This window comes from Ornithinibacter sp., assembly GCF_035443565.1.
Classification (GTDB): domain Bacteria; phylum Actinomycetota; class Actinomycetes; order Actinomycetales; family Dermatophilaceae; genus Fodinibacter.
This window is the reverse complement of sequence record NZ_DAORSO010000001.1, coordinates 1-23,827: the sequence shown is the minus strand read 5'-3', so window position 1 is coordinate 23,827 and position 23,827 is coordinate 1. Positions and strand designations below refer to the sequence as shown.

22 protein-coding genes are annotated in these 23,827 nt (G+C 70.2%); 10 read left to right on the top strand and 12 right to left on the bottom strand.

Annotation, left to right across the window (positions count from 1 at the left end):
- The first annotated feature begins 288 nt into the window (after positions 1-288).
- The 3 genes from PLL68_RS00110 (at position 289) to manA (ending at position 4,098) form a co-directional block, all read left to right on the top strand.
- Positions 289-1,533: an HD-GYP domain-containing protein gene (locus PLL68_RS00110; protein ID WP_324530463.1), complete on the top strand. Its 1,245-nt coding sequence runs from the start codon at positions 289-291 to the stop codon at positions 1,531-1,533.
- The gene (locus PLL68_RS00105; RefSeq protein ID WP_324530462.1) at positions 1,530-2,861 is read left to right on the top strand and encodes an HD-GYP domain-containing protein; all 1,332 of its coding nucleotides are present in this window, start codon (positions 1,530-1,532) and stop codon (positions 2,859-2,861) included. The genes PLL68_RS00110 and PLL68_RS00105 overlap by 4 nt, the downstream gene beginning before the upstream one ends.
- A gap of 76 nt (positions 2,862-2,937) precedes the next feature.
- The gene (gene manA, locus PLL68_RS00100; RefSeq protein WP_324530461.1) at positions 2,938-4,098 is read left to right on the top strand and encodes a mannose-6-phosphate isomerase, class I; all 1,161 of its coding nucleotides are present in this window, start codon (positions 2,938-2,940) and stop codon (positions 4,096-4,098) included.
- An 80-nt stretch (positions 4,099-4,178) separates the two neighbouring features.
- Here the strand turns inward: manA and sodN are convergent, their stop codons facing one another.
- Genes sodN through PLL68_RS00075 form a run of 5 tightly spaced genes read right to left on the bottom strand, consistent with a single transcriptional unit; the run spans position 4,179 to position 7,659 of the window.
- The gene (gene sodN, locus PLL68_RS00095) at positions 4,179-4,574 is read right to left on the bottom strand and encodes a superoxide dismutase, Ni (protein ID WP_324530460.1); all 396 of its coding nucleotides are present in this window, start codon (positions 4,572-4,574) and stop codon (positions 4,179-4,181) included.
- 44 nt (positions 4,575-4,618) lie between these two features.
- Positions 4,619-4,957, bottom strand: a complete 339-nt coding sequence (locus PLL68_RS00090; RefSeq protein ID WP_324530459.1) for a S24 family peptidase — start codon at positions 4,955-4,957, stop codon at positions 4,619-4,621.
- 2 nt (positions 4,958-4,959) lie between these two features.
- Positions 4,960-5,796: an amino acid ABC transporter ATP-binding protein gene (locus PLL68_RS00085; protein WP_324530457.1), complete on the bottom strand. Its 837-nt coding sequence runs from the start codon at positions 5,794-5,796 to the stop codon at positions 4,960-4,962.
- Positions 5,796-6,740 carry an amino acid ABC transporter permease gene (locus tag PLL68_RS00080; protein WP_324530455.1) on the bottom strand — a complete coding sequence of 315 codons (945 nt, stop codon included), beginning with the start codon at positions 6,738-6,740 and terminating at the stop codon, positions 5,796-5,798. The genes PLL68_RS00085 and PLL68_RS00080 overlap by 1 nt, the downstream gene beginning before the upstream one ends.
- A 4-nt stretch (positions 6,741-6,744) precedes the next feature.
- The gene (locus PLL68_RS00075; RefSeq protein WP_324530453.1) at positions 6,745-7,659 is read right to left on the bottom strand and encodes an ABC transporter substrate-binding protein; all 915 of its coding nucleotides are present in this window, start codon (positions 7,657-7,659) and stop codon (positions 6,745-6,747) included.
- 335 nt (positions 7,660-7,994) lie between these two features.
- On the opposite strand from PLL68_RS00075, the gene PLL68_RS00070 reads away from it, so the two are divergent.
- Complete coding sequence (locus tag PLL68_RS00070) at positions 7,995-9,164, top strand: NAD(P)-dependent malic enzyme (RefSeq protein ID WP_324530452.1); 1,170 nt, start codon at positions 7,995-7,997, stop codon at positions 9,162-9,164.
- 56 nt (positions 9,165-9,220) lie between these two features.
- Here PLL68_RS00070 and PLL68_RS00065 read toward each other — a convergent pair whose 3' ends face one another.
- Both PLL68_RS00065 and rfbA read right to left on the bottom strand, forming a co-directional pair.
- Entirely contained in the window at positions 9,221-9,829 is a 609-nt protein-coding gene (locus tag PLL68_RS00065) for a dTDP-4-dehydrorhamnose 3,5-epimerase family protein (protein ID WP_324530451.1), read from the bottom strand.
- Complete coding sequence (rfbA, locus tag PLL68_RS00060) at positions 9,829-10,707, bottom strand: glucose-1-phosphate thymidylyltransferase RfbA (protein WP_324530449.1); 879 nt, start codon at positions 10,705-10,707, stop codon at positions 9,829-9,831. Before rfbA ends, PLL68_RS00065 begins: the two co-directional genes overlap by 1 nt.
- A gap of 55 nt (positions 10,708-10,762) precedes the next feature.
- Here rfbA and rfbB point away from each other — a divergent pair, with 55 nt between their 5' ends.
- The 4 genes from rfbB (at position 10,763) to PLL68_RS00040 (ending at position 14,578) form a co-directional block, all read left to right on the top strand.
- The gene (rfbB, locus tag PLL68_RS00055; protein ID WP_324530446.1) at positions 10,763-11,770 is read left to right on the top strand and encodes a dTDP-glucose 4,6-dehydratase; all 1,008 of its coding nucleotides are present in this window, start codon (positions 10,763-10,765) and stop codon (positions 11,768-11,770) included.
- A complete protein-coding gene (gene rfbD / locus PLL68_RS00050; RefSeq protein WP_324530444.1) occupies positions 11,770-12,636 on the top strand; it encodes a dTDP-4-dehydrorhamnose reductase in 867 nt (288 codons plus the stop codon). Before rfbB ends, rfbD begins: the two co-directional genes overlap by 1 nt.
- 44 nt (positions 12,637-12,680) lie before the next feature.
- The gene (locus PLL68_RS00045) at positions 12,681-13,649 is read left to right on the top strand and encodes a zinc-binding dehydrogenase (protein WP_324530442.1); all 969 of its coding nucleotides are present in this window, start codon (positions 12,681-12,683) and stop codon (positions 13,647-13,649) included.
- 77 nt (positions 13,650-13,726) lie between these two features.
- Positions 13,727-14,578, top strand: coding sequence for an alpha/beta fold hydrolase (locus PLL68_RS00040; RefSeq protein WP_324530440.1), 852 nt, complete (start codon positions 13,727-13,729; stop codon positions 14,576-14,578).
- A gap of 9 nt (positions 14,579-14,587) precedes the next feature.
- Here the strand turns inward: PLL68_RS00040 and PLL68_RS00035 are convergent, their stop codons facing one another.
- The 5 genes from PLL68_RS00035 to PLL68_RS00015 form a co-directional block, all read right to left on the bottom strand.
- Positions 14,588-15,259, bottom strand: coding sequence for a GDSL-type esterase/lipase family protein (locus PLL68_RS00035; RefSeq protein WP_324530438.1), 672 nt, complete (start codon positions 15,257-15,259; stop codon positions 14,588-14,590).
- Between the two features lie 7 nt (positions 15,260-15,266).
- Positions 15,267-15,443, bottom strand: a complete 177-nt coding sequence (locus PLL68_RS00030; protein ID WP_170296268.1) for a DUF6104 family protein — start codon at positions 15,441-15,443, stop codon at positions 15,267-15,269.
- A gap of 71 nt (positions 15,444-15,514) precedes the next feature.
- Positions 15,515-19,390, bottom strand: coding sequence for a multifunctional oxoglutarate decarboxylase/oxoglutarate dehydrogenase thiamine pyrophosphate-binding subunit/dihydrolipoyllysine-residue succinyltransferase subunit (locus tag PLL68_RS00025; RefSeq protein ID WP_324530434.1), 3,876 nt, complete (start codon positions 19,388-19,390; stop codon positions 15,515-15,517).
- Positions 19,391-19,553: 163 nt separating this feature from the next.
- Positions 19,554-20,351 carry an ABC transporter permease subunit gene (locus tag PLL68_RS00020; RefSeq protein WP_324530432.1) on the bottom strand — a complete coding sequence of 266 codons (798 nt, stop codon included), beginning with the start codon at positions 20,349-20,351 and terminating at the stop codon, positions 19,554-19,556.
- A complete protein-coding gene (locus PLL68_RS00015; RefSeq protein ID WP_324530430.1) occupies positions 20,348-21,325 on the bottom strand; it encodes an ABC transporter ATP-binding protein in 978 nt (325 codons plus the stop codon). The genes PLL68_RS00020 and PLL68_RS00015 overlap by 4 nt, the downstream gene beginning before the upstream one ends.
- A 146-nt stretch (positions 21,326-21,471) precedes the next feature.
- Here PLL68_RS00015 and PLL68_RS00010 point away from each other — a divergent pair, with 146 nt between their 5' ends.
- Together PLL68_RS00010 and PLL68_RS00005 are read left to right on the top strand one after the other, a co-directional pair.
- A complete protein-coding gene (locus tag PLL68_RS00010) occupies positions 21,472-22,836 on the top strand; it encodes a hemolysin family protein (protein ID WP_324530428.1) in 1,365 nt (454 codons plus the stop codon).
- Positions 22,833-23,827: hemolysin family protein (locus PLL68_RS00005; RefSeq protein WP_324530426.1), on the top strand; the 995-nt coding region annotated here is incomplete at its 3' end. The genes PLL68_RS00010 and PLL68_RS00005, both read left to right, overlap by 4 nt.

Genomic DNA, 23,827 nt, shown 5'->3' with positions numbered 1-23,827 from the left:
ACGTGGCATGACCAGACTTCGGAGCATGTGTGCTGTCGCCGCACTCGTCGCGGTGGCTCTCGGTGCCCCTGCGGGGGCGTCCGCGTCGCAGGGCGTCACGGTCGGGCCCACGGTCGTCGTGAGCGCGTCTGGTGAGGCGCCTGCGACCGCCGGTGAAGACCTGGTCGTCCCGGGCGGGAACGGTAGGTCCGGGACCGACACGGGCCTCGGGTGGGGCTGGGGCGGCTGACCCATCGTGTGCGGATGTCGATGACTGGCTCTGCTGGACATCGCCCCATCCTCGGGCGGGTGGTGCAGCCGTCAGCCCTCAGCGTCTTCGTCGCCGTCGTCTTCACGGCCGGGCTGGGTGCCACGGCAGCCGCCATCCGCATCGACGGCCTCGTCATGGACGTGGCGTTGGCCGTGTTGCTGGTCCTCGCCGTGCTCACGTGGTGGCAGGGGAGCATCGGACTCACGACGAACAGCGTCAGTCTGTCGTTCTCCAGCATCGTCCTCGTGGCGTCCATGGCCCTCCTCGGCCCCGCCGGGGCCGGCATCGTCGGGATCCTCGTGGGCCCGCTCCAGAGGGGCAAACAGCCGTGGCGGGCTCGCCTGTTCAACACCGGCATGTTCTCCCTGCTCGGGGTCTTCGGGGGCGTCGTGTACCGGGCTGCCGGCGGGGTGGTCGGGGGTGCGGGCCTCACGGGTCCGTGGGAGATCGCTCGCGCCGTCGGTCTCCCGATCCTGGTCGCCGATGTCGCGCAGGCGCTTGCCAACCTGCTGCTCATCGCCATGGTCGTCAGGCTGGCCCAGGGTGTCCCGATGCGCACCCAGATCTGGCGCCTGCTGGTCACGAGCGGCCCGAACCAGCTCGGCTACGGCGTCATCGCGTTCATCCTGGTGGTGCTCTGGGAGCCGGTGGGTCTCGGCCCGTTCGGGGTCGTCCTCGTGCTCCCACCACTGCTCGTGGCCCGGTGGGCCTTCAACCAGTACAGCGACGAGGTCAAGGGCCATGAGCGGGCCCTCGGGGTGCTGGTCGGCGCTGTGGAGTCCAAGGCGCCGCACCTGGCCGGACACAGCGCGCGGGTGGCCCAGCTCAGTGTGCACATGGCTGAGTCGCTCGGACTGCGCCCTGCCGTCGTCGCCGACATCCGCGCCGCGGGCATGCTTCACGATCTGGGCCTGACGACGCTGCCGACGGCGACGGTGCGCCGCGAATCCGTCGGTGCCAGCGTCGCGCTGGGCGACTATCCGCAGCGAGGTGCTCGCCTGGTGCAGGAAGTCGGTTTCCTCGCCGGATCGGTGGATGCCGTCGCCCACCACCGCGAGGCCGTCGGGTCGGGCGCCGAGGGCGCAGCCCTGGGGTTGCCAGCGCTGGTGGTCGGACTGGCCGACGAGTACGACCTCCTCACCGAGGTCGGTAGCCCTGATGGCCGTGTGCTCACCCATGACGAGGCCATGGCGGCCCTTCGAGCACGCTCCCCGGATGACCACGGCCTGCTGCCGACCCTCGAGCAGGCTCTCGTGCGCCGAGCAAACGTGGCCGGCGCATGAGCGTCCCGCGTCCGCTCCTCGAGCGACCCCGAGCAGCCGCCCTGCTCGCACTCGGCATCCTCACGGCCGCGGCAGCCCTCACGACGGCATTCGGCAGTGCTGGCTGGGCGTCGGGCCTGCACTACCGGACGATCGTCGTGTTCGTCGTCGCCCTCGTGGCCGGAGAGTTGGTGCGACTGCGGATGCCGAGCCGGCGGGAGGCGGCGCCGCTCGCGTCGGCGTCAGCCTTGGCGCTCGCGTTCGTCGGGGACATCGCAGGCGAGCCGACCTTCGACGTGCCCTCCGGGGTCGTCGTGCTGGTCGTGGCGGCGGGGCTGGTCCTCGCGGCGGTGGTGCGATTGGCCTTCGGTCGTGCGGTGCGCGTCGACCAGATGGCGGCCCGCCTCGTCGGCGTCGGTGTGGCCGCCTGGTTGGCGCGGGCAGCGAGCCCGTGGGGCCTACCGCTCTGGGACCTCGATGTCGGCGAGCAGGTGCCGCTCGCCGTCGTGGCTGCCGGGTTCCTCGTCATCGCCGCCATCGGTCTCACCGTCGAGATCGGGTTGTCGTCCGCGGTGCGCTCGGAACGTCAGCGCACGGCGTGGTCCTCCGCGCTGCGGGACGAGGCCGGAGAGGTGGCCCCGCTCACCTATGCGGTCATCACCACGGGGCCGATGGTTGCGCTCATGGCACCGCAGTTGGGACTCCTGGCACTGCCCGTTGCGCTGTTCCCGCTCGCCATCACGTACGTGGCCGTGGACCGGGCCTCGAGGAACCGAGAGATCTACCGACAGACGATCGCCATCCTCTCCGGGCTCACCGAGGCTGGTGGGTACACCCCCTCGGGGCACGCTGAGCGGGTCGCGGTCTCCAGCGTGCGGATGGGCCGGGTGCTCGGCCTGTCGGGCCGTGAGCTGCGAGACGTCGAATACGCAGCCCTGCTGCACGATCTCGGCCAGATCTCGTTGACCGAGCCCATTCCCGGTGGTGCCACGGTGCTGGCTGCACCGAGTGACCAGCTGGAGATCTCCAGCGAGGGCGCTCGCATCATCCGCCGGGCCTCGGGGCTGGAGAACATCGCCTCGATCGTCGAATCGGTGCCCACTCCGTACCGGCGGGTGCGCGAACTCGGGGAGGACGTCGCCCTCGGGAGTCGGATCATCAAGGTGGCGAACGCGTACGACGACCTCACCCAGAAGGACTCGGGGGCGTCGGCCGTCGACGCCGCGCTCGAGCGGATCCAACTGGGACTGGGCTACGAGTACGACCCGGACGTCGTGACGGCACTTGCGGTGGTGACGTCGGCCACTGCCCCCGGCCGGTCCGGCCCCGGGCACCGTGATCCGCGTTAGCATCTGAGGTCGTTCTTCCACCCGCTTCGGCCAGTGCACGCCGAGCGGGACCCCGGACCCCGAGAGTTGCTCTGCCGTGGATCGTCTGACGCCCGTCGTCTTCTCCGACGCGTGGGGATCGCGCGTCTCGATCGCCAGCCTGCAGGGCCGTGACATCCCGAGCCCGGAACCGGAGTCCGAACTGTGGATGGGGGCCCACGAGGGAGGTGCGAGCGGCACTGATCGCCCGGGCAACCCGGACCTCGCCGCCGTGATCGCCGCCGATGCCGTCCAGGAGCTGGGGGCTGACTGCATCGATCGGTTCGGCCCTCGACTCCCTTTCCTGCTCAAGGTGCTGGCCCCGGGGCGGGCCATCTCGATCCAGGCACACCCCACGGCCGAGCAGGCGTGCGCGGAGCGCGCCCGGACCCGCGATGCCGTCTACGTCGACGACTGGGCCAAACCCGAGCTGCTGCTGGCGCTGGCCCCCTTCGAGGTGTTCGTCGGCATGCGCAGTTTCGTCGAGGTCGTCGAGCTGGCTCGGCGCCTGAAGGTCAACCGGTTCACGACGATCGTCGAGCAGGCGTCGTCGGCGGCGGACCCGGTGCACGAGGCGCTGGCACTCGTGCTCGCGACCCCGGCGGAGGAGGTCGACGAGTTCGCACGATCGATCGTGGCCGCCTGTGTCCGGCTCGAGGCGTCGGGAGATGACCTCGGCCACGAGGCCGCCGCCATCGTCGGGGTGGCCGAGGAGCACCCCGACGACATCGGGCTCGTCGTCCTGCTGCTCATGCACTACCGCGTCCTCGAGCCGGGGGAGTACGTCGACGTCGCGGCAGGAGTGCTGCACTCGTACGTGCGAGGGCTCGGGATCGAGGTGCTCGCCAACTCCGACAACGTGGTGCGCGCCGGACTGACCAGCAAGGAGGTCAACGTCGCGGAGCTCCTGCGGATCGTCGACCCGCGCGCGGGTGGCATCGCCGGTCGTGGACGCGTGGTGGAGCCGGGCCTCGAGGTCTTTGACAGCATGTCGGACCGGTTCGTGCTCTATCGGGTGACGCCCGGGCGCGTCCTGCCCGGTGGCAGGGGGCCTCGCATCGCGTTCTGCCTGCGGGGCACGGTCACCCTTCGCTCGGGCTCCCGGGTGCTCGACCTGCGTGACGCCGAGTCCGCGTTCCTGCCTGCGGGTGAGGGGACGGTCGCTCTCGAGGGATCCGGCGAGGTCTACGTGGCGAGCGTTCCGCCACCGTCGTCCTGACCCTTCCTGCAGCAAGCCGACCGACACACCGCGAAGCGGCATGTCGGTCGGCTGCCGACAGGTAGGTCAGGAAGGCCGGGTCAGGCCTTCTTGGTCTCCCAGAAGATCTTGGCGATCTCGTCGATCTTGGCGAGCAGCTCGTCCGCCTTCGCCGCGTCGAGCTCGCCCTTGGTGCCGGACGCGCCCGCAAGCTTCGTGGCCTCGTTGACCAGGGTGTGCAGCTCGGGGTACTTCTCGAAGTGCGGGGGCTTGAAGTAGTCGGTCCACAGCACCCAGAGGTGGTGCTTGACGAGTTCGGAGCGCTGCTCCTTGATGACGATCGCACGGGTGCGGAAGTCGGGGTCGTCGTTGTCGGCGACCTTGGCGATGATCGCCTTGATCGACTCGGCCTCGATGCGTGCCTGAGCCGGGTCGTACACGCCACAGGGCAGGTCGCAGTGGGCGGAGACATCGGTGATGCGGAACAGCGACAGCATGGTCTCTCTCCTGAAGATGTGGGGATCTCGCGGTCCCCGTCAACCTACCTCAGCGGCCGCCAGAGTCGACCGACGACGACGGCAACGATGTCGTCGGTCGCGAGCGAACCGACGTCGAAGGAGGTCAGCCCCTGGGCGGCGTTGTCGGAGTCGATCCACCACCGGGTCGGATCGTGCGGATCGGGGCCGGTGACCCGTTTGACAGACAGCGGTCTCGGGGTGCCCGAGGCGTCCGGGGGAAGGCGCACGACGGCGACCTGGCCGGGGCGCGGATGCCGCCCACGCACCACGAGCAGGACGTCACCTTCGCGGTGGGTGGGCAGCATCGAGACGCCGCGTACCCGCACGAGGGCGGGCAGCGGCATCCGCGACCGGGGTCTCACCGCTATGCGATGGGGTCCTGGGCGGCGGCGTGTGCGGCCTCCTCCTGGCGCATGCGGGACAGGAAGGCCCGGGTGCGGGCGTGCTGGGGGTTGCCGATGACCTCCGACGGGGGGCCCTGTTCGACGACGACGCCGGCGTCCATGAAGACGACGCGATCGGCGACCTCGCGGGCGAAGCCCATCTCGTGGGTGACGACGATCATCGTCATACCGCCTTCGGCCAGGTCACGCATGACCTTGAGCACCTCACCGACGAGTTCGGGGTCGAGCGCGCTCGTCGGCTCGTCGAAGAGCATGAGCTTGGGGTCCATCGCGAGCGCCCGCGCGATCGCCACTCGCTGCTGCTGCCCGCCGGACAGCTGCGACGGGTAGGCGGCCGGCTTGTCGGACAGCCCCACCTGCTCGAGCAGTTCCACGGCACGAGCCTTCGCCTCGGCCTTGCTGACGCCCTTGACCTGGGTGGGCGCCTCGATGATGTTCTCGAGCACCGTCTTGTGCGGGAACAGGTTGAACCGTTGGAAACACATCCCGATCTCGCGGCGCTGTCCAGCGATCTGCTTGTCGGTGAGGTGGTGCAGCACCCCGCCGCGGTCCTCGTAGCCCATGAGGTCGCCGTCGACCCAGATGCGGCCGCCGTCGATGGTCTCGAGCTGGTTGATGCAGCGCAGGAAGGTGGTCTTGCCCGACCCGGACGGGCCGAGGAGGACGACGACCTCGCCGCGGGCGACGTCCATGTCGATGCCCTTGAGCACCTCGTTGCCGTGGAACGCCTTGGTGACGTTGACGGCGTGGACGAGCGGCGCGGCATCCGAGCCGGTTCGGTCCGTGGAGTCTGCCATCAGTGGTCCGCCCCGATCTTGGTGAGCTTGTGCTGGGTCTTCTTGGGGACGGCTCCGAAGCCACGGCCGTAGTAGCGCTCGAGGCGGGACTGACCGACCATGAGGATCGAGCAGACGATGAGGTACCAGATGGTCGCCGCGACGATGCCGGGCATGATCTGGAAGCTGCGCTGGCCGAACTGGTAGCTCTGGTAGAACAGCTCGACGATGACGGGAACCGCGGCGAGCAGCGAGGTGTCCTTGACCATCGCGATGGTCTCGTTACCCGTCGGCGGCACGATCACCCGCATCGCCTGGGGCAGCACGACGCGCCGCATCGTCTTGCCGGGGGGCATGCCGAGGGCCTGGGCGGCCTCGGTCTGGCCCTTGTCGACCGACATGATGCCGGCGCGGGCGATCTCGGCCATGTAGGCGGCCTCGGACAGGCCAAGACCGAGGATGCCGACCCAGATGGTGCTCGAGATGCTGTTGTAGTCGAGCGTGAAGAACGTCAGACCACCCTCGATGCCCAGGGCGTTGCCGATCTGCTGACCGAACGGCACCCCGATGTCGAACACGGGGTAGAGGAAGCCGATGCCGGTGCCGAGGAGCACGAGCAGGACGTAGCGGGGGATGGCCCGGAAGAACCACGTGTAGACGAACGCCACCCCGCGCAGCACCGGGTTGGTCGACAGCCGCATGACGGCGAGCACGACCCCGAGCCCGATGCCGAGGATCATCGCCCCGACCGTGCCGAAGATGGTGCCCTTCCACAGGCCCTCGATGACGGGGCTCTGCTGCATGATCTCGAACGCGAAGGGGAAGTTCCACTTGTCGTTCGTGAGGAACGAGCTGACCATCATGGCGGCGAGCACCGCGATGACGGCCATGGCAACCCACCGCCAGGGGTGCCGGACCGGCCGGGCCTCGATGCGGCCCGGCCGGTCCTGCGTGGTCGACGTCATGGCGTCAGGAGACCGTCGGATTCACGGCGAAGTCGTTGATCGCGCCGCCCTCGGTCTTCCACTTCGTCAGGATCTCGAGGTACGTGCCCTCGGACTCCAGCTGCTTGAGCGCCTCGACGATGGCCTCACCGAACGCGGTGTCCTCCTTCTTGAGGACGTAGCCGTACGGGGCCGAGTCGTACTGCTCACCGAGCAGCTCGAGCTGGCCACCGGTCAGGTCGACCGCGGCGATGGCCGGCGGGAGGTCGACGAGCATGGCGTCGGCCTTGCCCGACTGAACGCTGGCGGTCACCTTGGCCTGGTCGGCGTCGACGAGGACGTTGATCTCCGGCTTGCCGGCATCCGTGCACGCCTTCTGGCGGGCGGGCAGGTCGACGTCGGCCTGCACGGTGCCCTTCTGCACGGCCACGGTCTTGCCGCACGCGTCGTCGGGGTTGATGGCCTTCGGGTTGCCCTTCTGGGTCACCCACTGGGTGCCGGCCTTGAAGTAGCTGACCATCGTGGCCTGCGCCATGCGCTCGTTGTTCACCGTGAAGCTCGAGACACCGACGTCGTACTTGCCGCTCTGGACGCCGAGGATGATCGCGTCGAAGGCGGAGGGAACCCACTCGGTCTTGACCCCGAACTTGGCCATGACCGCGTCGAAGAGGTCGACGTCCATGCCGATGACGGTCTTGCCGTCGGCGTCGAGGAACTCGTTGGGCTGGTAGGTGGCGTCGGTGCCGATCTTGATGACGCCGGCGCTCTTGATGCTCTCGGGGAGCTTGGCGACCAGGGCCTCGTCGACGGTCGGGGCGCTCGTCGACGCTTCGGGAGTGGCGCTCGCGTCACCCTCGGAGAGGGAGTCGGAACCACAGGCGGTCAGGGCGAGGGCGGTCGAGGCGACGGCGGCCAGGGCCAGCGCGCGGGTGCGGAACATGTGCGTCCTTTCACGGGGGCGTGCCGCAGGGGTGCGACGCGGCACGGGGGTACGAGGGCGATACTGCCACCGCCGGGCCCTGCGCACGTCACGCCTCGGTAACAACATGCGCAACGGATTCCGTGGTCCGGGGACGCGACGGGGGTCACACCGTGGACCCTGTGCTGGACCCGGCGAGCGTGTCATGATGGCGCGCAGCGCAGCCACCCCCGCGCCCTGCGAGCCGTTCGGAACCTCACCCCTTCCCCGGATGCCGCGCCGCCCACCGTCGTCGTGGGCGCTTCCACCCCCCGCGCGTCTGCTTCTGACGCGTCGCCCCGAAGGAGCTGCCTCCCATGGCTGCGTCGCCCCTCGTCCCCTTCGTCGACCCGGAGAGCCCGGTCTTTCGTGCTCACGAGGGCGGCAAGCTCGGGGTACACGCGACCAAGCCGTTGCGCGACCGGGACGACCTCTCGCTGCTCTACACGCCCGGCGTCGCCGAGGTGTCGCTGGCCATCGCGGCCGACCCCTCCCTGTCGAGCCGGTACACCGCACGCGGCAACACCGTGGCCGTCATCAGCGACGGCACGGCGGTGCTCGGTCTCGGCGACATCGGCCCGCTCGGGGCCATGCCGGTCATGGAGGGCAAGGCGGTGCTGTTCAAGCACTTCGCCGGCATCGACGCGGTGCCGGTGGTCATGGAGACGGGCACGGTCGACGAGCTCGTCGACGCCATCGCCCGCATCGCGCCGTCATACGGAGGCATCAACCTCGAGGACATCTCGGCCCCGCGCTGCTTCGACATCGAGGAGCAACTCAAGGAGCGCCTCGACATCCCCGTCTTCCACGACGACCAGCACGGCACGGCGATCGTCGTCCTCGCGGGGCTGCTGAACGCCGTGCGAGTGCTGGACCGTCGCCTGCCCGAGCAGCGGGTCGTCGTCTCCGGGGCGGGTGCGGCCGGGGTCGCCGTGACCAAGCTGCTCCAGCGTGCCGGCGTGCGCGACGTCGTCGTCTGTGACTCGCGCGGCATCATCTCACCGTCCCGCCAGGACCTCACCGGCCACAAGAGCCGGCTGGCGGCCTCGACCAACCCACGCGGCCTCTCGGGCCGGATCAGCACCGCCCTGACCGGCGCCGACGTCTACATCGGGGTGTCCGGTGGCACCGTCCCGGAGGACGAGGTGGCTCTCATGGCGCCGGGCGGCATGATCTTCGCGCTCGCCAACCCGACGCCTGAGGTGCACCCGGACGTCGCGCACCGGCACGCGGCCATCGTGGCCACCGGCCGCTCGGACTTCCCGAACCAGATCAACAACGTGCTGGCCTTCCCCGGGATCTTCCGTGGCGCCCTGGACTCCGGAGCCCCCCGGATCACCGAGGCGATGAAGCTCGCGGCCGCCCACGCGATCGCTGACCTCGTCGAGGAGCCGAGTGCCGAGTGCATCGTGCCCTCGGTGTTCCAGGAGGGCGTCACCGACTCCGTTGCCTCAGCCGTGGTGGCCCTGGCCAGGAGCGGCAGGTGAGCTGACCCGGGTGGTGAGCGGACGGCATCCGGACCAGGGATGCCGTCCGTCCGCCGTCAGCGGGGGCGTTCGGCGAGGGTGGCCGCCCAGGCCGTGCACGCGGCGTAGGTCGGGAGGAGGCCGGATGCCGCCGCGTCGGCGAGGGTCGGGGCCGCCTCGTCCTTGGCCGACAGCAGCGGCTCGATGCCGTCGGGCAGGGTGAGGCCGACCTCGGCGTCCAGCGGGTGGATGCCGTGCTCGCCGGTCGGGTTGTAGGTGGCCGTGCAGAGGTACATGGCCGTGGTGTCGTCCTCGAGCGCGCAGAACGCGTGCCCCAGCCCCTCGGAGAGGTACACCGCCCGCCGGTCGGTGGTGTCGAGGGTGACCGCTTCCCACTGCCCGAACGTGGGGGAGCCCACCCGCACGTCGATGACGTAGTCGACGAGGGACCCGGTCAGGGCCGTCACGTACTTGCCCTGCCCGGGGGGGACGTCGGCGAAGTGGATGCCACGGACCGTGCCCCGCGCCGAGACCGAGACGTTGGTCTGCACGATGTCCGGCCGGTGCCCGAGGTGCTCGGCGAGGCGGTCGCCACGGAAGGATTCGAGGAAGACCCCCCGGTCGTCGGGGAACTGCCGCGGGGTGACGACGAAGGCGCCAGCGATGGACAGCGGCTCGATGTGCATCAGGAGCCCGACCGTCCCCGCGCGAGGCAGGCGTGCAGGTAGGTCCCGTACCCCGACTTCAGGAGGTCGTCACCGAGGGCGGCGAACGCCTCGTCGTCGATCCAGCCGGCCCGCCAGGCGATCTCCTCGACGCAGCCGATCTTGTAGCCCTGCCGGGCCTCGACGACGTGGACGAACTGGCTGGCGTCCATCAGGCCCTCGAAGGTGCCGGTGTCGAACCACGCCGTGCCGCGGGGTAGCACGGTCACGGTGAGGTCGCCGCGGCGCAGGTAGGTCTCGTTGACCGCAGTGATCTCCAGCTCACCTCGGGGGCTGGGCTTGAGGCTGCGCGCGATCTCGACGACGTCGTTGTCGTAGAAGTACAGGCCCGGCACGGCGTACTCCGAGCGGGGGTTCTCGGGCTTCTCCTCGATGGAGAGCACGGTTCCGTCGGTGGCGAACTCGACGACGCCGTAGGCCGAGGGCTCGCTCACGTGGTAGGCGAAGATGTGGCCCCCGCGCACGTCGGTGAGCGAGCGCAGCGCGGTGCCGAGGCCGGTGCCGTGGAAGATGTTGTCGCCGAGCACGAGGGCGACCGAGTCGCTGCCGATGAAGTCCGCGCCGATGACGAAGGCCTGGGCGAGCCCGTCGGGGCTCGGCTGCACGGCGTACGACAGCTCGATGCCCCAGGCGCTGCCGTCGCCGAGGAGGCGCTGGAACTGCTCGAGGTCCTGCGGGGTCGTGATGAGCAGGACCTCGCGGATCCCGGCCATCATCAGCGTCGACAGCGGGTAGTACACCATCGGCTTGTCGTAGACCGGCATGAGCTGTTTCGAGATGCCCCGGGTGATCGGGTGCAGTCGCGTGCCGGAGCCGCCGGCGAGGATGATGCCCTTCATGGGCCCGAGCCTAGTCGGCGGGGCCGACGGCGCGCGGGCCACTACCCTTGGCGCCATGAAGGTCCTCGTCACCGGCGGCGCCGGGTTCATCGGCAGCAACTTCGTCCACCTCACCCTCGCGACCCGTCCCGACGTGCAGGTCACGGTGCTCGATGCCCTCACCTACGCCGGGTCGACGGACTCGCTGTCCGGGGTCGGCGACCGGGTGACGTTCGTCGAGGGGGACGTCGCGGATGCCGCTGTCGTCGACCCGCTCGTCGCCGACGCCGACGTGGTCGTGCACTTCGCCGCCGAGTCGCACAACGACAACTCGCTCGAGGACCCGAGCCCGTTCGTGCGCACCAACCTCATCGGCACCTTCACCTTGCTCGAGGCAGCCCGCCGGCACGACGTGCGCTACCACCACATCTCCACCGACGAGGTCTACGGCGACCTCGAGCTCGATGACCCGAAGAAGTTCACCGAGGACACCCCGTACAACCCGAGCTCGCCCTACTCCTCGACCAAGGCCGGCTCCGACCTGCTCGTGCGGGCGTGGGTGCGCTCGTTCGGTCTGCGCGCGACGATCTCGAACTGCTCGAACAACTACGGCCCGCGCCAGCACGTCGAGAAGTTCATCCCGCGCCAGATCACCAACGTCCTCGACGGGGTCCGGCCCAAGCTCTACGGCGCCGGACTCAACGTGCGCGACTGGATCCACGTCGACGACCACAACGAGGCGGTCTGGACGATCATCGACAAGGGCGTCATCGGCGAGACCTACCTCATCGGGGCCGACGGTGAGGTCAACAACCGCGACGTCGTGCGGATGATCCTCGAGCTGATGGGCCAGGAGCCCGACGCGTACGACCACGTGACCGACCGGGCCGGGCACGACATGCGGTACGCCATCGAGGCGGGTCGGCTGCGCTCCGAACTCGGCTGGTCGCCCCGCTACGAGAGCTTCCGCGACGGTCTTGCCGCGACGATCGAGTGGTACCGCGAGAACGAGGCGTGGTGGCGCCCGCAGAAGGACGCCACCGAGGCCAGGTATGCCCGCACCCAGAAGGTCGTGGCCCCCTGATGGCTCGCTGGTTCGTCGCCGGTGCCGCAGGCATGCTCGGTCAGGACCTGTGCGCGGTCCTCGAGGACGCCGGGCACGTGGTCACCCGAGGTGACCTCCCCGGCCTCGACATCCTCGACCCCGCCCAGTGTGCCGAGCAGGTGGCCGGACACGACGTCGTCGTGAACTGCGCCGCGTACACCGCGGTGGATGCCGCTGAGAGCGACGAGGCCCGAGCCTTCGCCGTCAACGCGGTCGGTGCCGCGAACCTCGCCACCGCGGCCGAGCGGGCGGGCGCCGCCATGGTCCAGATCTCGACCGACTACGTCGTCGCCGGTTCGGGCGACGAACCGTACGCCGCCGACGCACCCGTCGCCCCGGCGTCCGCCTACGGCCGCACCAAGGCCGCGGGGGAGTGGGCGGTTCGCGCGAACTGCTCGCGCTCGTGGATCGTGCGCACCGCCTGGCTCTACGGCGCCGGCGGCAAGAACTTCCCGGCGACGATGCAGCGACTGGCCGGTGAGCGCGAGACCCTGACCGTCGTGGCCGACCAGGTCGGGCAACCGACGTGGACCGTCGACCTCGCTGAGGCCATCGTGAGGATCGTCGACGCAGGCGCCCCCTTCGGCATCTGGCACGGGACGTCGTCCGGCGAGTGCTCGTGGTTCGACCTGGCGCGTGCGGTGTTCGAGGAACTCGGCCTGGACCCGCAGCGGGTGACACCGATCGCGACCGAGGACTTCCCGCTGCCGGCGCCGCGACCGGCGTACAGCGTGCTGTCGCATGACATGTGGGAGACGGCCGGCGTGCAGCCCTTGCCGCACTGGCGCGATGCCCTGCACCGGTCGGCCCCGACGGTCCTGGCGCCCAGAACGCGTTCCGTGTGACCCGGAACGGGGCGCAGGATGCGGCGGGGTCGTAGGGTCAGGTCATGCTCGCCGTGACCTGCACCAGCCAGTCGATGTCCGACCCCCTGACCGGCCTGACCGTCGGTGAACGGCCCGAGCCGAGTGTCCCCGACGGGTGGACCACGGTGCGGCTGCGCACTGCGGCGCTCAACCACCACGACGTGTGGTCCTTGCGCGGGGTGGGGCTGCCTGCCGACCGACTGCCGATGGTGCTCGGGTGTGACGGTGCGGGGGTCGACGCCGACGGCAACGAGGTGCTCGTGCACGCGGTCGTCTCCTCCCCCGGGTGGGCCGGCGACGAGACGCTCGACCCGCGGCGCAGCCTGCTCTCCGAGGTGTACGACGGCACGCTCGCGGAGGTCGTCGCGGTGCCAGCCCGCAACCTCGTCCCAAAACCCGCAGGGCTGTCCTGGGAGCATGCGGCCTGCCTGCCCACCGCGTGGCTCACGGCCTACCGGATGCTGTTCACGAACGCAGACGTCCAGCCCGGTTCGACCGTGCTCGTCCAGGGGGCCGCCGGTGGCGTGGCCACCGCTCTGGTGCAGCTGGGCTCGGCTGCCGGACTGCGCATGTGGGTCACCAGCCGCGACGAGGCTCGCGGTGAGCAGGCGCTCGCCCTGGGTGCCGACCAGGCGTTCTCGAGCGGCGCCCGCCTCCCCGAGCGGGTCGACGCCGTCATGGAGACCGTCGGCGCCGCGACGTGGTCGCACTCCGTCAACAGCCTGCGCCCCGGGGGCACCATCGTCATCTCCGGCGCGACCTCGGGGGACGCACCGGCCAAGGCCGAGCTGACCAAGATCTTCTTCAAGCAGCTCCGCGTCGTCGGGTCGACGATGGGCACGCGTGACGAGCTCGAACGGCTGTCCCGGTTCGTCGTCGACGCCGGCATCGAGCCGCTCGTGGACTCCGTGCTGCCGCTCGCGGATGCCCGGGAAGGTTTCGAGGCGATGGTGGCCGGGCGGGTGAGCGGCAAGGTCGTCTTCACGATCTGATCACACCCGGTCACACGCGAGGCTACTCAGCGGTAACCTGAGGCGTTCCCACCCCATGCCTGCCATCAGGAGCCATCGTGAACGCGACGTCCACCGAGCACACGGTGACCCTGCACGGGCACACCTTCTCCTACAGCGACAGCGGCAGCGGCCCGGCACTGCTGTTCATCCACGGCCTGCTCGGGAGCCAGCGCCAGTGGACCCACCTCGTCGACCGGCTCGACGAGGACCACCGCGTCATCGTCCCGGACCTGTTCGGCCACGGTGAGTCGGCAAAGCCGATGGGGGACTACTCCCTCGGGGCACATGCTGCGACCCTTCGCGACCTTCTGGATCGCCTCGAGATCGAGCAGGTGACGCTCGTCGGGCACTCGCTGGGCGGCGGCATCGCCATGGTGTTCTCCTACCTGTTCCCCGAGCGGGTCGATCGGCTCGTGCTCGTGGCCAGTGGTGGGCTCGGGCGCGAGGTCAGCCCCCTGCTGCGCTCGGCCACCCTCCCGGGCGCTGAGTACGTGCTGCCGGTCATCGCGTCCGGGTGGATGCGCGACCGCCTGGCCTCGGCCGGCCGCGCCCTGCAGAAGGTCGGGGTGCACCCGGGCTCCGACATCACCCAGGTGTGGCATGGCTTCACCTCCCTCGGTGACGCTGACACCCGCCGGGCCTTCCTCGCCACGACCCGCGCGGTCATCGACCCCGGTGGCCAGAGCGTCACGGCCCACGACTACCTGCCTGAGGTCGCCCCCACGCCCACCCTCGTGGTCTGGGGCACCAAGGACCGGATGATCCCCGCGTGGCACGCGGCATCGGCGACGACGTCCATCCCCGAGTGCCGGGTCGAGCTGTTCCAGGGGGCGGGGCACTTCCCGCACCTCGACGACCCCGACCGGTTCGCCGACCTGGTGCGCGAGTTCGTCACCCTGCCTGCGTGAGCGCGAGCGTCAGGAGATCTGCAGCCACGGGCCCCAGCCGTGGTGCAGCACGAGCCACGCGATGAGGCCGTAACCGGCCTGCCCCGGGTGGTGGGCGACCCGGCTCGCAGCCAGGTCGGTTCGCCACTGGTCGTGGCCGGCCAGCGGGGTGAACGAGTCGACGAACGGGACGTCGCGTCGACCGCACACGTCGGCCTGCGCCTCGACGAGCACCTCGAGTCGGGAGTTGAGGTCGGCGTCGTCGGTCGGCGGGGGGCTGACGACGAACGTGCCGACCCCCGCGGTCGCCGCGTCATCGAGCAGGTTCGCCAGGTTGAGCCGGTGCCGGGCGAGGGAGATGCCCTGGAGCACGTCGTTGGTGCCGACGGAGACGACGATGCGCCGCTCGCTGCGACCCGACCACCGTGACGGGACCTCGGTGGTCCACCGGTGCAGGACGTCGGCGGAGGTGTCGCCGCGCACCCCCAGGTTGTAGGCCGTGAGCTCGAGGTCGGGATGCTGCGTGCGGCCGACCACCCGGGTCACCCACCCCTGACCCTTCGGGTCCCCGACACCCGCGACGAGCGAGCCACCGAGGAAGACCAGGGCGAGGTCGCGCGGACCTTCAGCGACCACCTGGGCCTCGGCGCTCGGCCGGAACTCGATGGGGGCCTGGCCCTCGTCGGGCAGTTCGTACGACATCAGCGGGTCACTCGTCCTCATCGTCCAGTCGGGCCAGCCAGGTGGCCAGCCGCTCCACGGGCACCTCGAAGTCCGGGTGGAGGTCGACGAACGTGCGCAACTGCTCCGCCAGCCAGTCGAACGTGACCTCCTCGTCGCCGCGCCGGGTCTGGAGCTCCTCGATACCACGGTCGGTGAAGTACACGCTGTGAGGTTACCCGCCCGCAGCCGGACGCCGTGCGCCCGGGCGGCGCACGGCATCCGGCGTGTCGACCCTCAGCGGTCGAAGGCGCGGGCGATCAGGTCGGCCTGCTCGATCTGGTGCTTCTTCGTCGATCCGGTCGCCGGAGAGGCGGATGCCGGGCGGCACACCACCGTGGGCAGCCGGTTCTCACCGAGTGCCTGGAGGGCCTCGGGCAGGTTGAGCGCGAGGAACGGCCAGGCACCCTGGTTCTTCGGCTCGTCCTGGACGATGACGATCTCGGCGTTCGGGTACTTCGCCAACTGCTCGGCGAGGTCGGCGGCGGGCAGCGGGTAGTACTGCTCCAGGCGCAGGATCGCTGTCGAGGTGTCACCGCGCTGCTCGCGTTCGGCGAGCAGGTCGTAGACGACCTTGCCGGCGGCGATGAGTACGCGGGTCACCTCGCCGGAGGTCGCGCCCTCCCGGTCGGCCATGACCGGCTGGAAGCCGCCGGTGGTGAAGTCCTCCGGGGCCGAGCTCGCGGCCTTCAGGCGCAGCATCGACTTCGGCGTGAAGACGATGAGCGGGCGGCGGGGGCGGGCGTAGGCCTGACGACGCAGCAGGTGGAAGTAGGACGCCGGGGTCGAGGGGTAGGCCACCGTCATGTTGCCCTCGGCGCACATCGTGAGGAAGCGCTCGATGCGGGCCGAGGAGTGGTCCGGACCCTGTCCCTCGTAGCCGTGGGGGAGCAGCAGGACCACCGAGGACCGCTGGCCCCACTTCTGCTCCGAGCTCGAGATGAACTCGTCGACGATGGTCTGGGCGCCGTTGAAGAAGTCGCCGAACTGGGCCTCCCACAGCACGAGGGCGTCGGGCCGCTCGACCGAGTAGCCGTACTCGAAGCCCATTGCCGCGAACTCCGACAGCAGGCTGTCGTAGACCCAGAACTTGCCCTGGCCCTCACCGAGGTAGAGCAGCGGAGTCCACTCGGCGGCGTTCTCCTTGTCGATGAGCACCGCGTGGCGCTGGACGAAGGTGCCGCGGCGGCTGTCCTGGCCAGCGAGGCGCACGGGGGTGCCGTCGATGAGGAGGGAACCGAAGGCGAGCAGCTCACCGGTGCCCCAGTCGATCCCACCCTCTCGGGTGCTCGTGGCGCGCTTCTCGAGCATCTGCTTGAGCTTGGGGTGCACGGTGAACCCGGCCGGGATGTCGATGAAGGCGTCGCCGAGGCGGGTGAGCATCTCCGGGCTGATCGCGGTGTGCGTCGAGGAGTGCTTGGTGCGGTCGGCGCCGCGGGTCTGTGCCGCCGGCGGCTCCAGACCGGTGTGGCCCTCGACGTCGGTGCCCGAGTACGCCGTGTCGGCCGGCTCGGCCTCGGCTTCCTTCAGCGCCGCCTTGGTCTCGACGAAGACCCGCTCGAGCTGTTGCTGGTAGTCGCGCAGCACCACGCCGGCATCCTCGACGGTGATGTCGCCACGGCCGATGAGGGACTCGGTGTAGAGCTTGCGGACGCTGCGCTTGGCCTCGATGAGGTTGTACATCAGCGGCTGGGTCATCGACGGGTCGTCGCCCTCGTTGTGACCGCGGCGGCGGTAGCAGACCATGTCGATGACGACGTCCTTGCGGAACTCCTTGCGGAACTCGTAGGCGAGCTCGGCCACGCGCACGCAGGCCTCGGGGTCGTCGCCGTTGACGTGGAAGATCGGCGCCTGGATCATCCGGGCCACGTCGGTGGAGTACGTCGAGGACCGTGACGAGCTCGGCGAGGTGGTGAAGCCGACCTGGTTGTTGATGACGACGTGCACCGTTCCGCCGGTGCGGTAGCCGCGCAGCTGCGAGAGGTTGAGCGTCTCGGCGACGACTCCCTGCCCAGCGAAGGCGGCGTCACCGTGCAGGAGCACCGGCAGGACGGTGAAGTCCTCACCCGCGAGGTTGAGGCGGTCCTGCTTGGCCCGCACGATGCCTTCGAGCACCGGGTTGACGGCCTCGAGGTGGGAGGGGTTGGCGGCGAGGTAGACCTTGGTGGTCGAGCCGTCCTCGCCGGTGAAGGTGCCCTCGGTGCCGAGGTGGTACTTCACGTCACCCGAACCCTGCACCGAGCGGGGGTCCTGCTTGCCCTCGAACTCACGGAAGATCTGCCCGTAGGACTTGCCCGCGATGTTGGCGAGGACGTTCAGGCGGCCGCGGTGCGGCATCCCGATGCAGACCTCGTGCAGCTTGTCCTCGGCGGCTCGTGAGAGCACCCGGTCGAGCAGCGCGATGACGGACTCGCCACCTTCGAGGGAGAAGCGCTTCTGCCCGACGAACTTGGTCTGCAGGAAGGTCTCGAACGCCTCGGCCGCGTTCAGGCGGCGAAGGATGCGCAGCTGCTCCTCACGGGTGGTCTTGGCGTAGCCCACCTCGATCTTCTGCTGGATCCACGTGCGCTGCTCCGGGTCCTGGATGTGCATGTACTCCACGCCGATGGTGCGGCAGTACGAGTCGCGCAGGATGCCCAGGATCTTGCGCAGCTTCAGGAACGGCTGGCCGCCGAAGCCACCGGTCGCGAAAGTGCGGTCGAGATCCCACAGCGTCAGGCCGTGGGTCGTGACGTCGAGGTCCTCGTGGCGGCGCTGCTTGTACTCCAGCGGGTCGGTGTCGGCCATGAGGTGGCCGCGCACGCGGTAGGCGTGGATGAGTTCCTGGACGCGCGCGACCTTGTTGATGTCGTCGTCGTGCGAGGTGTCGACGTCCTGCACCCAGCGGATCGGCTCGTAGGGGATGCGCAGGCTCTCGAAGATCTCGTCGTAGAAGCCGTGCTCGCCGAGCAGCAGTGAGTGCACGATGCGCAGGAAGTCGCCGGACTGGGCGCCCTGGATGATGCGGTGGTCGTAGGTGCTGGTCAGCGTGAGGATCTTGCTCACGGCGTTGCGGTTGAGCGTCTCCAGGCTCGCGCCGGCCCACTCGGCCGGGTACTCGAGTGCACCGACGCCGATGATCGTGCCCTGGCCCTGCATGAGCCGCGGCACCGAGTGCACCGTGCCGATGGTGCCCGGGTTGGTCAGCGAGATCGACGTGCCCTGGAAGTCCTCGACCGTCAGCTTGCCCGCACGGGCCTTCTTGACCATCTCCTCGTAGGCGGTCCAGAAGTGGGCGAAGTCCATCGTCTCGGCGGCCTTGATCGACGGCACGAGCAGGCTGCGGGTGCCGTCGGGCTTGGCCAGGTCGATGGCCAGACCGAGGTTGACGTGCGCCGGGGTGATCAGCACCGGCTTGCCCGCGCCGTCGTGGCCGAAGCCGTTGTTCATCGCGGGCATGACGCCCAGTGCCTTGACGAGTGCGTAGCCGATGATGTGGGTGAAGCTCACCTTGCCGCCGCGGCTGCGGGCGAGGTGGTTGTTGATGACGATGCGGTTGTCGATGAGCAGCTTCGCCGGGACCGCTCGCACCGACGTCGCGGTGGGCACCTCGAGCGAGGACTCCATGTTGGTGACGACCCGGGCGCTCGCCCCGCGGATCGGGGTCTGGGCCGCGTCGCCGAGTGGACCCGAGGCCTGGGGCGCGGCCGCCTCGCGAGGCTTGGGCGTGGATGCCGCAGGCGCGGGCTCGCTGCGGGCGGGCGCGGGGGCAGGCGCGGATGCCGCGGGCGCGGCTGCCGCTGCAGGCGCGGGCGCCGCTGCGGGTGGGGGAGTGGCGGCCTTGGCAGCCGGCGCCGAACCGTTGGCAGGCGGTGCGGCGGGCGGGGCCGCAGGAGCCGGTGCGGCGGCAGCCGGAGCAGCGGGAGCAGCAGCAGCCGGCGCGGCACGGGTGGCCGCGGCCGCGGCGCCCCGACCCAGCGCGGCCTCACCCGGTGCGTAGTCCTTGAAGAAGTCCCACCACGCTCGGTCGACGCTGTTCTTGTCCTTTTGGTATTGCTCGTACAGCTCGTCGACCAGCCATTCGTTGGGTCCGAAGGTCGTGAGGGGGTCGCTGGACGGGGACTGCTCGGCCACGGAGGATGCGCCTCTTTCTGGGCTCGGCTCTGAGGGTGGTCCGGCCTAGGGTATCCCCGCTCCCGGGGCGACAGCGGCCCGAAAGGATGAGCGGTTGACCACGTGCGACGGCCGGTATGCCGCACGGGCGGCATACCGGCCGTCGCACCGGTGCTGACGGGTCTCAGCTGATGTCGGCCCGGGTCGTGCGCCAGATGCCGAACCCGGAGAGGAGCGCGGCGTACCCGGCCAGCACCAGCGCGGCTGCCCACCACTCGAGCCGGACCTCGTCGGGTGATGACTGCACCGCGTTGACCACGGCATTGGTGGCGGACGTCGGCATGTACTGGACGATGTTCTCTCGGCCGAACTCCCAGAAGGTCATCGCGAAGTTCAGCAACGGCTCCACGATCCAGGCGACACCGATGCCGATGAGCAGCGCCGCGACCTGGTTGGGGATGAGGATGCCGATCCCCAGCCCGATCAGCGCCCACAACCCGAGCACGAGCAGGCTCAGGGCGAGTGCCCGCAGCACTGCCGTCGACGGGAACGGGTCCTGCCCTCGAAGGTTGAGGATGATCGCGCCGACGCTGACCGACCCGAGCAGGCTGATGAGGCCGTAGACGACGCCGATGCCGAGCAGGGCCACCACCTTGGCGAGCATGGCCTTGAGGCGCTTGGGTGTGGACAGCAGGGTCGACGTGATCGTCTTGTGGCGGTACTCGCCACCGATCTGCAGCACGCCGATGGTGAGCAGGAGCAGGTAGCCGACACCCAGTCCGCCCAGGTAGACCGAGTTCGCGATCTGGGTGGCGTCGCCGGTCGGGGCGCCGGGGGTCCCCTCGAGCGCGGCCTCGCTCGTCAGGAGGAACCCGAACAGGGCGGCGAAGGCGGCGCCGGCGAGGAAGATGCCGACGGCCATGCCCCACCAGAGACGGGTCGTGAAGAACTTGCGGAACTCGCTGCGGATCGCGGGGATCATAGGTTCGCCCCTTCCCGGCCGATGACGGCATCCTGCTCGGCAGGTGCACCGACCCCGTGGACCTCGTTGCGGTTGGTGCCCTCGGTGAGCTGGAAGAACAGGGCCTCGAGGTCGGCCTTGCTCGGCTGGAGACCGTAGATCGGCAACCCGGCCCGCAGGGCGACGTCACCGATGAGGCGCAGGTCCGTGGTGTCGGCGAGGAGCGTCCCGTCGGCGTCGATGGTGCTCGTGACGTCGGCGACGCGAAGCGCGCCGGCGAGCCGGCCGGCATCCGAGGTCTTCACGACGGCGCCCGGGGTGCCCTCGAGGTCGGCGATCGAGCCCGAGCGGACGAGCCGGCCGTTGGCGATGATGACGACCTCGTCGACGGTCTGCTGCACCTCGGTCAGCAGGTGGCTGGAGACGAGGATCGTCTTGCCCTCGCTGCTGAGGTGGCGCAGGAACCCGCGCAGCCAGCGGATGCCCTCGGGGTCCAGACCGTTGGACGGCTCGTCGAGGACGAGCACCTTCGGGTCGCCGAGCAGCGCTGCTGCCAGGCCGAGGCGCTGGCGCATGCCCATGCTGTACTCACCCGCGCGCTTGCGGGCCGCGGCGGGGATACCGGTGAGCTCGAGCAGCTCGTCGACGCGCTTGAGGGGGATCGAGCCGGCGTCGGCCAGCACGCGCAGGTGGTCGCGGCCGCTGCGGCCCGGGTGGAAGTTCGTGGCCTCTAGCGCCGCCCCCACGGTGCCCAGGGGGTTCGGCAGGTCGACGTACCGGTGCCCGTCGATCGTGGCCGTGCCGCTGGTGGCCTTCACGAGGCCGAGGATCATTCGCAGGCTGGTGGTCTTGCCGGCGCCGTTGGGCCCGAGGAAGCCGGTGATCCGGCCGGGCTCGACGTCGAAGCTGAGGTCGTCGACGGCGACGAAGGACCCGAAGCGCTTCGTGAGCCCCCGGACCTCGATTCGTGCACCGTCGCTGGTGGTGGCGCTCATCCGCGCACTCGTGGTGTCATGCCTCGATCCTGTCAGGCTCACGTGGCGAGGGGGTCAACCCGGCGGTGGAACCGGGTCCACCTCGCGGTGGAGCGGTGTCCCGGGATTCCGGGCGAGGGTCCCTGCTCGCCTACGATGGCGCGACTATGACCGAATGGTTGCTGCTGCTCCTCGGCGTCGTCCTCACGGTCGGCACCGCCTTCTTCGTGGCGGCGGAGTTCTCGCTCGTCGCCCTCGACCGGCCCACCGTGCAGAAGGCCGTCGACGCCGGTGAGAAGGGGGCCCGGTCCGTCCTCACCTCGCACCGGCAGCTCTCCACGCAGCTGTCCGCGTGCCAGCTCGGCATCACGCTGACCACGCTCATCCTCGGCTTCATCGCGGGCCCGTCCATCGGTGCCCTGCTCACCGGGCCGCTGAGCAGCCTCGGCCTCAGCGAGGCCGTCGCCGCGTCGACGGCCTCGGTGCTGGCCATGGTCATGGCGACGCTGTTCTCGATGATCGTCGGCGAGATGGTGCCCAAGACGCTCGCCATCTCCCTGCCGCTGGCGACCGCGAAGATCTCCGCCGCGCCGGTGCGGTGGTTCGGCATCTCGATGAAGCCGATGATCGCCCTGCTCAACGGGGTCGCGAACCGCACCCTGCGCGCGCTCGGCATCGAGCCGCAGGAAGAGCTCTCCGCCGCCCGCAGCCCTGCCGAGCTGGCATCGCTCATCCGGTCCTCCGCCGAGGCGGGCACGCTCGACGTCGGCACCGCGAGGCTCGTCACGGCATCGCTCGGTTTTGCCGATCAGACCGCCGCCGACGTCATGACGCCGCGCTCGCGGGGAACCTCGATCGATCGGGTGGCGACCGCGGCTGAGCTGGTGGCCCTGGCCCGTCGCACCGGCCACTCCCGCTTCCCCGTCGTCGGGTCGGACTGGGACGACATCGACGGCATCGTGCACGTGAAGAAGGCCATCGCCGTGCCGTACGACCGTCGCGGCGACGTGCCCGTCTCGGCGCTGATGGTCCCACCCGTGCTCGTCCCCGAGACGCTGCGCCTCGACCCGTTGCTCGTCCAGCTTCGGGAGGGCGGCATGCAGCTCGCCGTCGTCGTCGACGAGTACGGCGGCACGTCGGGCATCGTGACGCTCGAGGACCTCGTCGAGGAGATCGTCGGTGAGGTCAGCGACGAGCACGACCGCTCCCAGACCACGGCGCGGGCCCTGAAGGACGGGTCGTGGACCGTTCCCGGCCTCTGGCGCCCCGACGAGGTGCGCTCGCGGGTCGGGGCCGCCGTGCCCGAGGGTGCGGCCTACGAGACCATCGGCGGGTGGGTCATGGCCGAGCTCGGCCGCGTGCCCATGGTGGGTGACGAGGTCGTCGTCGACGGCTGGACCGTTCGCGTGCTCGACATGGACGGGCACCGGGTCGACCGACTTCGCCTGGCGCCACCCGTGGTGCCACCGGGTGAGGATGCCGTCCGCAGCGGTTCCGCTGCCGCCCGCACCCACGCGGGGGGTGCGGCATGAGTGTGACCACGATCCTGCTCACCGTGGCGCTGCTCGCCGCCAACGCCTTCTTCGTCGGTGCCGAGTTCGCCGCGATGTCCGCCCGCCGCAGCCAGCTCGAGCCCCTCGCCGAGGCAGGGAGCAAGCGGGCACAGACGGCACTGGACGCCATGCAGCACACCGGCATCCTGCTCGCCACGTGCCAGCTCGGCATCACCGTGTGCTCCGTGCTGCTCGGTGCCATCTCGGAGGCTGCGCTGCACCACGCGCTGACGCCGCTCTTCACCGGCCTCGGTCTGTCGCCGGTCGTCGCGGACGTCGTGGCTCTCGGCCTGGCCCTCGGCCTCATCGTCTTCCTGCACGTCGTCTACGGCGAGATGATCCCCAAGAACATCTCGATCGCGCGCCCGGAGCGCTCCGCCCTGGCCCTGGTGCCACCGTTGGTGATGGTCTCCAAGATCGTCGCGCCGGTCATCCACGCGATGGACTGGCTGTCCAAGGCGTTGATCCGGCTGTTCGGCGTCGAACCCAAGGACGAGCTGGCCACGGCCTTCACCGCCGAGGAGGTCGCGCACATCCTCAACGAGTCGCGCGACGAAGGGCTGGTCGAGGACGAGCACTACGAGCGGCTCGGCGCTGCGCTGGAGTTCAGCGACAAGGATGCCGCCGACGTCGGTGTGCCCGTGTCGTCGTTGGTGACCGTGGGCCCCGAGGCGACCCCGGCCGACATCGAGCGGCTCGTGGCCAAGCACGGGTTCTCCCGCTTCCCGGTGCGCGACGACGCGGGCGACCTCGGTGGCTACCTGCACCTCAAGGACGTGCTGTACGCCGACGAGTCGGAGCGGGGCGAGCCGGTTCCGGCCAAGCGCGTGCGCCGGATGGCCAACGTCCGCCGCGACGACGAGGTCGAGATGGTGCTGGGGGTCATGCAGGCCACCGGCTCGCACCTGGCCCGGGTCGTCGCGGCCGACGGCTCGGTCGTGGGGGTGGTGTTCCTCGAGGACGTCATCGA

Coding starts and splice junctions, on each gene's coding strand:
- PLL68_RS00105 (WP_324530462.1), top strand. CDS start 1,530: ATGAGCGTCCCGCGTCCGCTCCTCGAGCGACCCCGAGCAGCCGCCCTG.
- sodN (WP_324530460.1), bottom strand. CDS start 4,574: ATGCTGTCGCTGTTCCGCATCACCGATGTCTCCGCCCACTGCGACCTG.
- PLL68_RS00085 (WP_324530457.1), bottom strand. CDS start 5,796: ATGGCAGACTCCACGGACCGAACCGGCTCGGATGCCGCGCCGCTCGTC.
- PLL68_RS00080 (WP_324530455.1), bottom strand. CDS start 6,740: ATGACGTCGACCACGCAGGACCGGCCGGGCCGCATCGAGGCCCGGCCG.
- PLL68_RS00075 (WP_324530453.1), bottom strand. CDS start 7,659: ATGTTCCGCACCCGCGCGCTGGCCCTGGCCGCCGTCGCCTCGACCGCC.
- PLL68_RS00070 (WP_324530452.1), top strand. CDS start 7,995: ATGGCTGCGTCGCCCCTCGTCCCCTTCGTCGACCCGGAGAGCCCGGTC.
- PLL68_RS00065 (WP_324530451.1), bottom strand. CDS start 9,829: ATGCACATCGAGCCGCTGTCCATCGCTGGCGCCTTCGTCGTCACCCCG.
- rfbA (WP_324530449.1), bottom strand. CDS start 10,707: ATGAAGGGCATCATCCTCGCCGGCGGCTCCGGCACGCGACTGCACCCG.
- rfbB (WP_324530446.1), top strand. CDS start 10,763: ATGAAGGTCCTCGTCACCGGCGGCGCCGGGTTCATCGGCAGCAACTTC.
- rfbD (WP_324530444.1), top strand. CDS start 11,770: ATGGCTCGCTGGTTCGTCGCCGGTGCCGCAGGCATGCTCGGTCAGGAC.
- PLL68_RS00045 (WP_324530442.1), top strand. CDS start 12,681: ATGCTCGCCGTGACCTGCACCAGCCAGTCGATGTCCGACCCCCTGACC.
- PLL68_RS00035 (WP_324530438.1), bottom strand. CDS start 15,259: ATGTCGTACGAACTGCCCGACGAGGGCCAGGCCCCCATCGAGTTCCGG.
- PLL68_RS00020 (WP_324530432.1), bottom strand. CDS start 20,351: ATGATCCCCGCGATCCGCAGCGAGTTCCGCAAGTTCTTCACGACCCGT.
- PLL68_RS00015 (WP_324530430.1), bottom strand. CDS start 21,325: ATGAGCGCCACCACCAGCGACGGTGCACGAATCGAGGTCCGGGGGCTC.
- PLL68_RS00010 (WP_324530428.1), top strand. CDS start 21,472: ATGACCGAATGGTTGCTGCTGCTCCTCGGCGTCGTCCTCACGGTCGGC.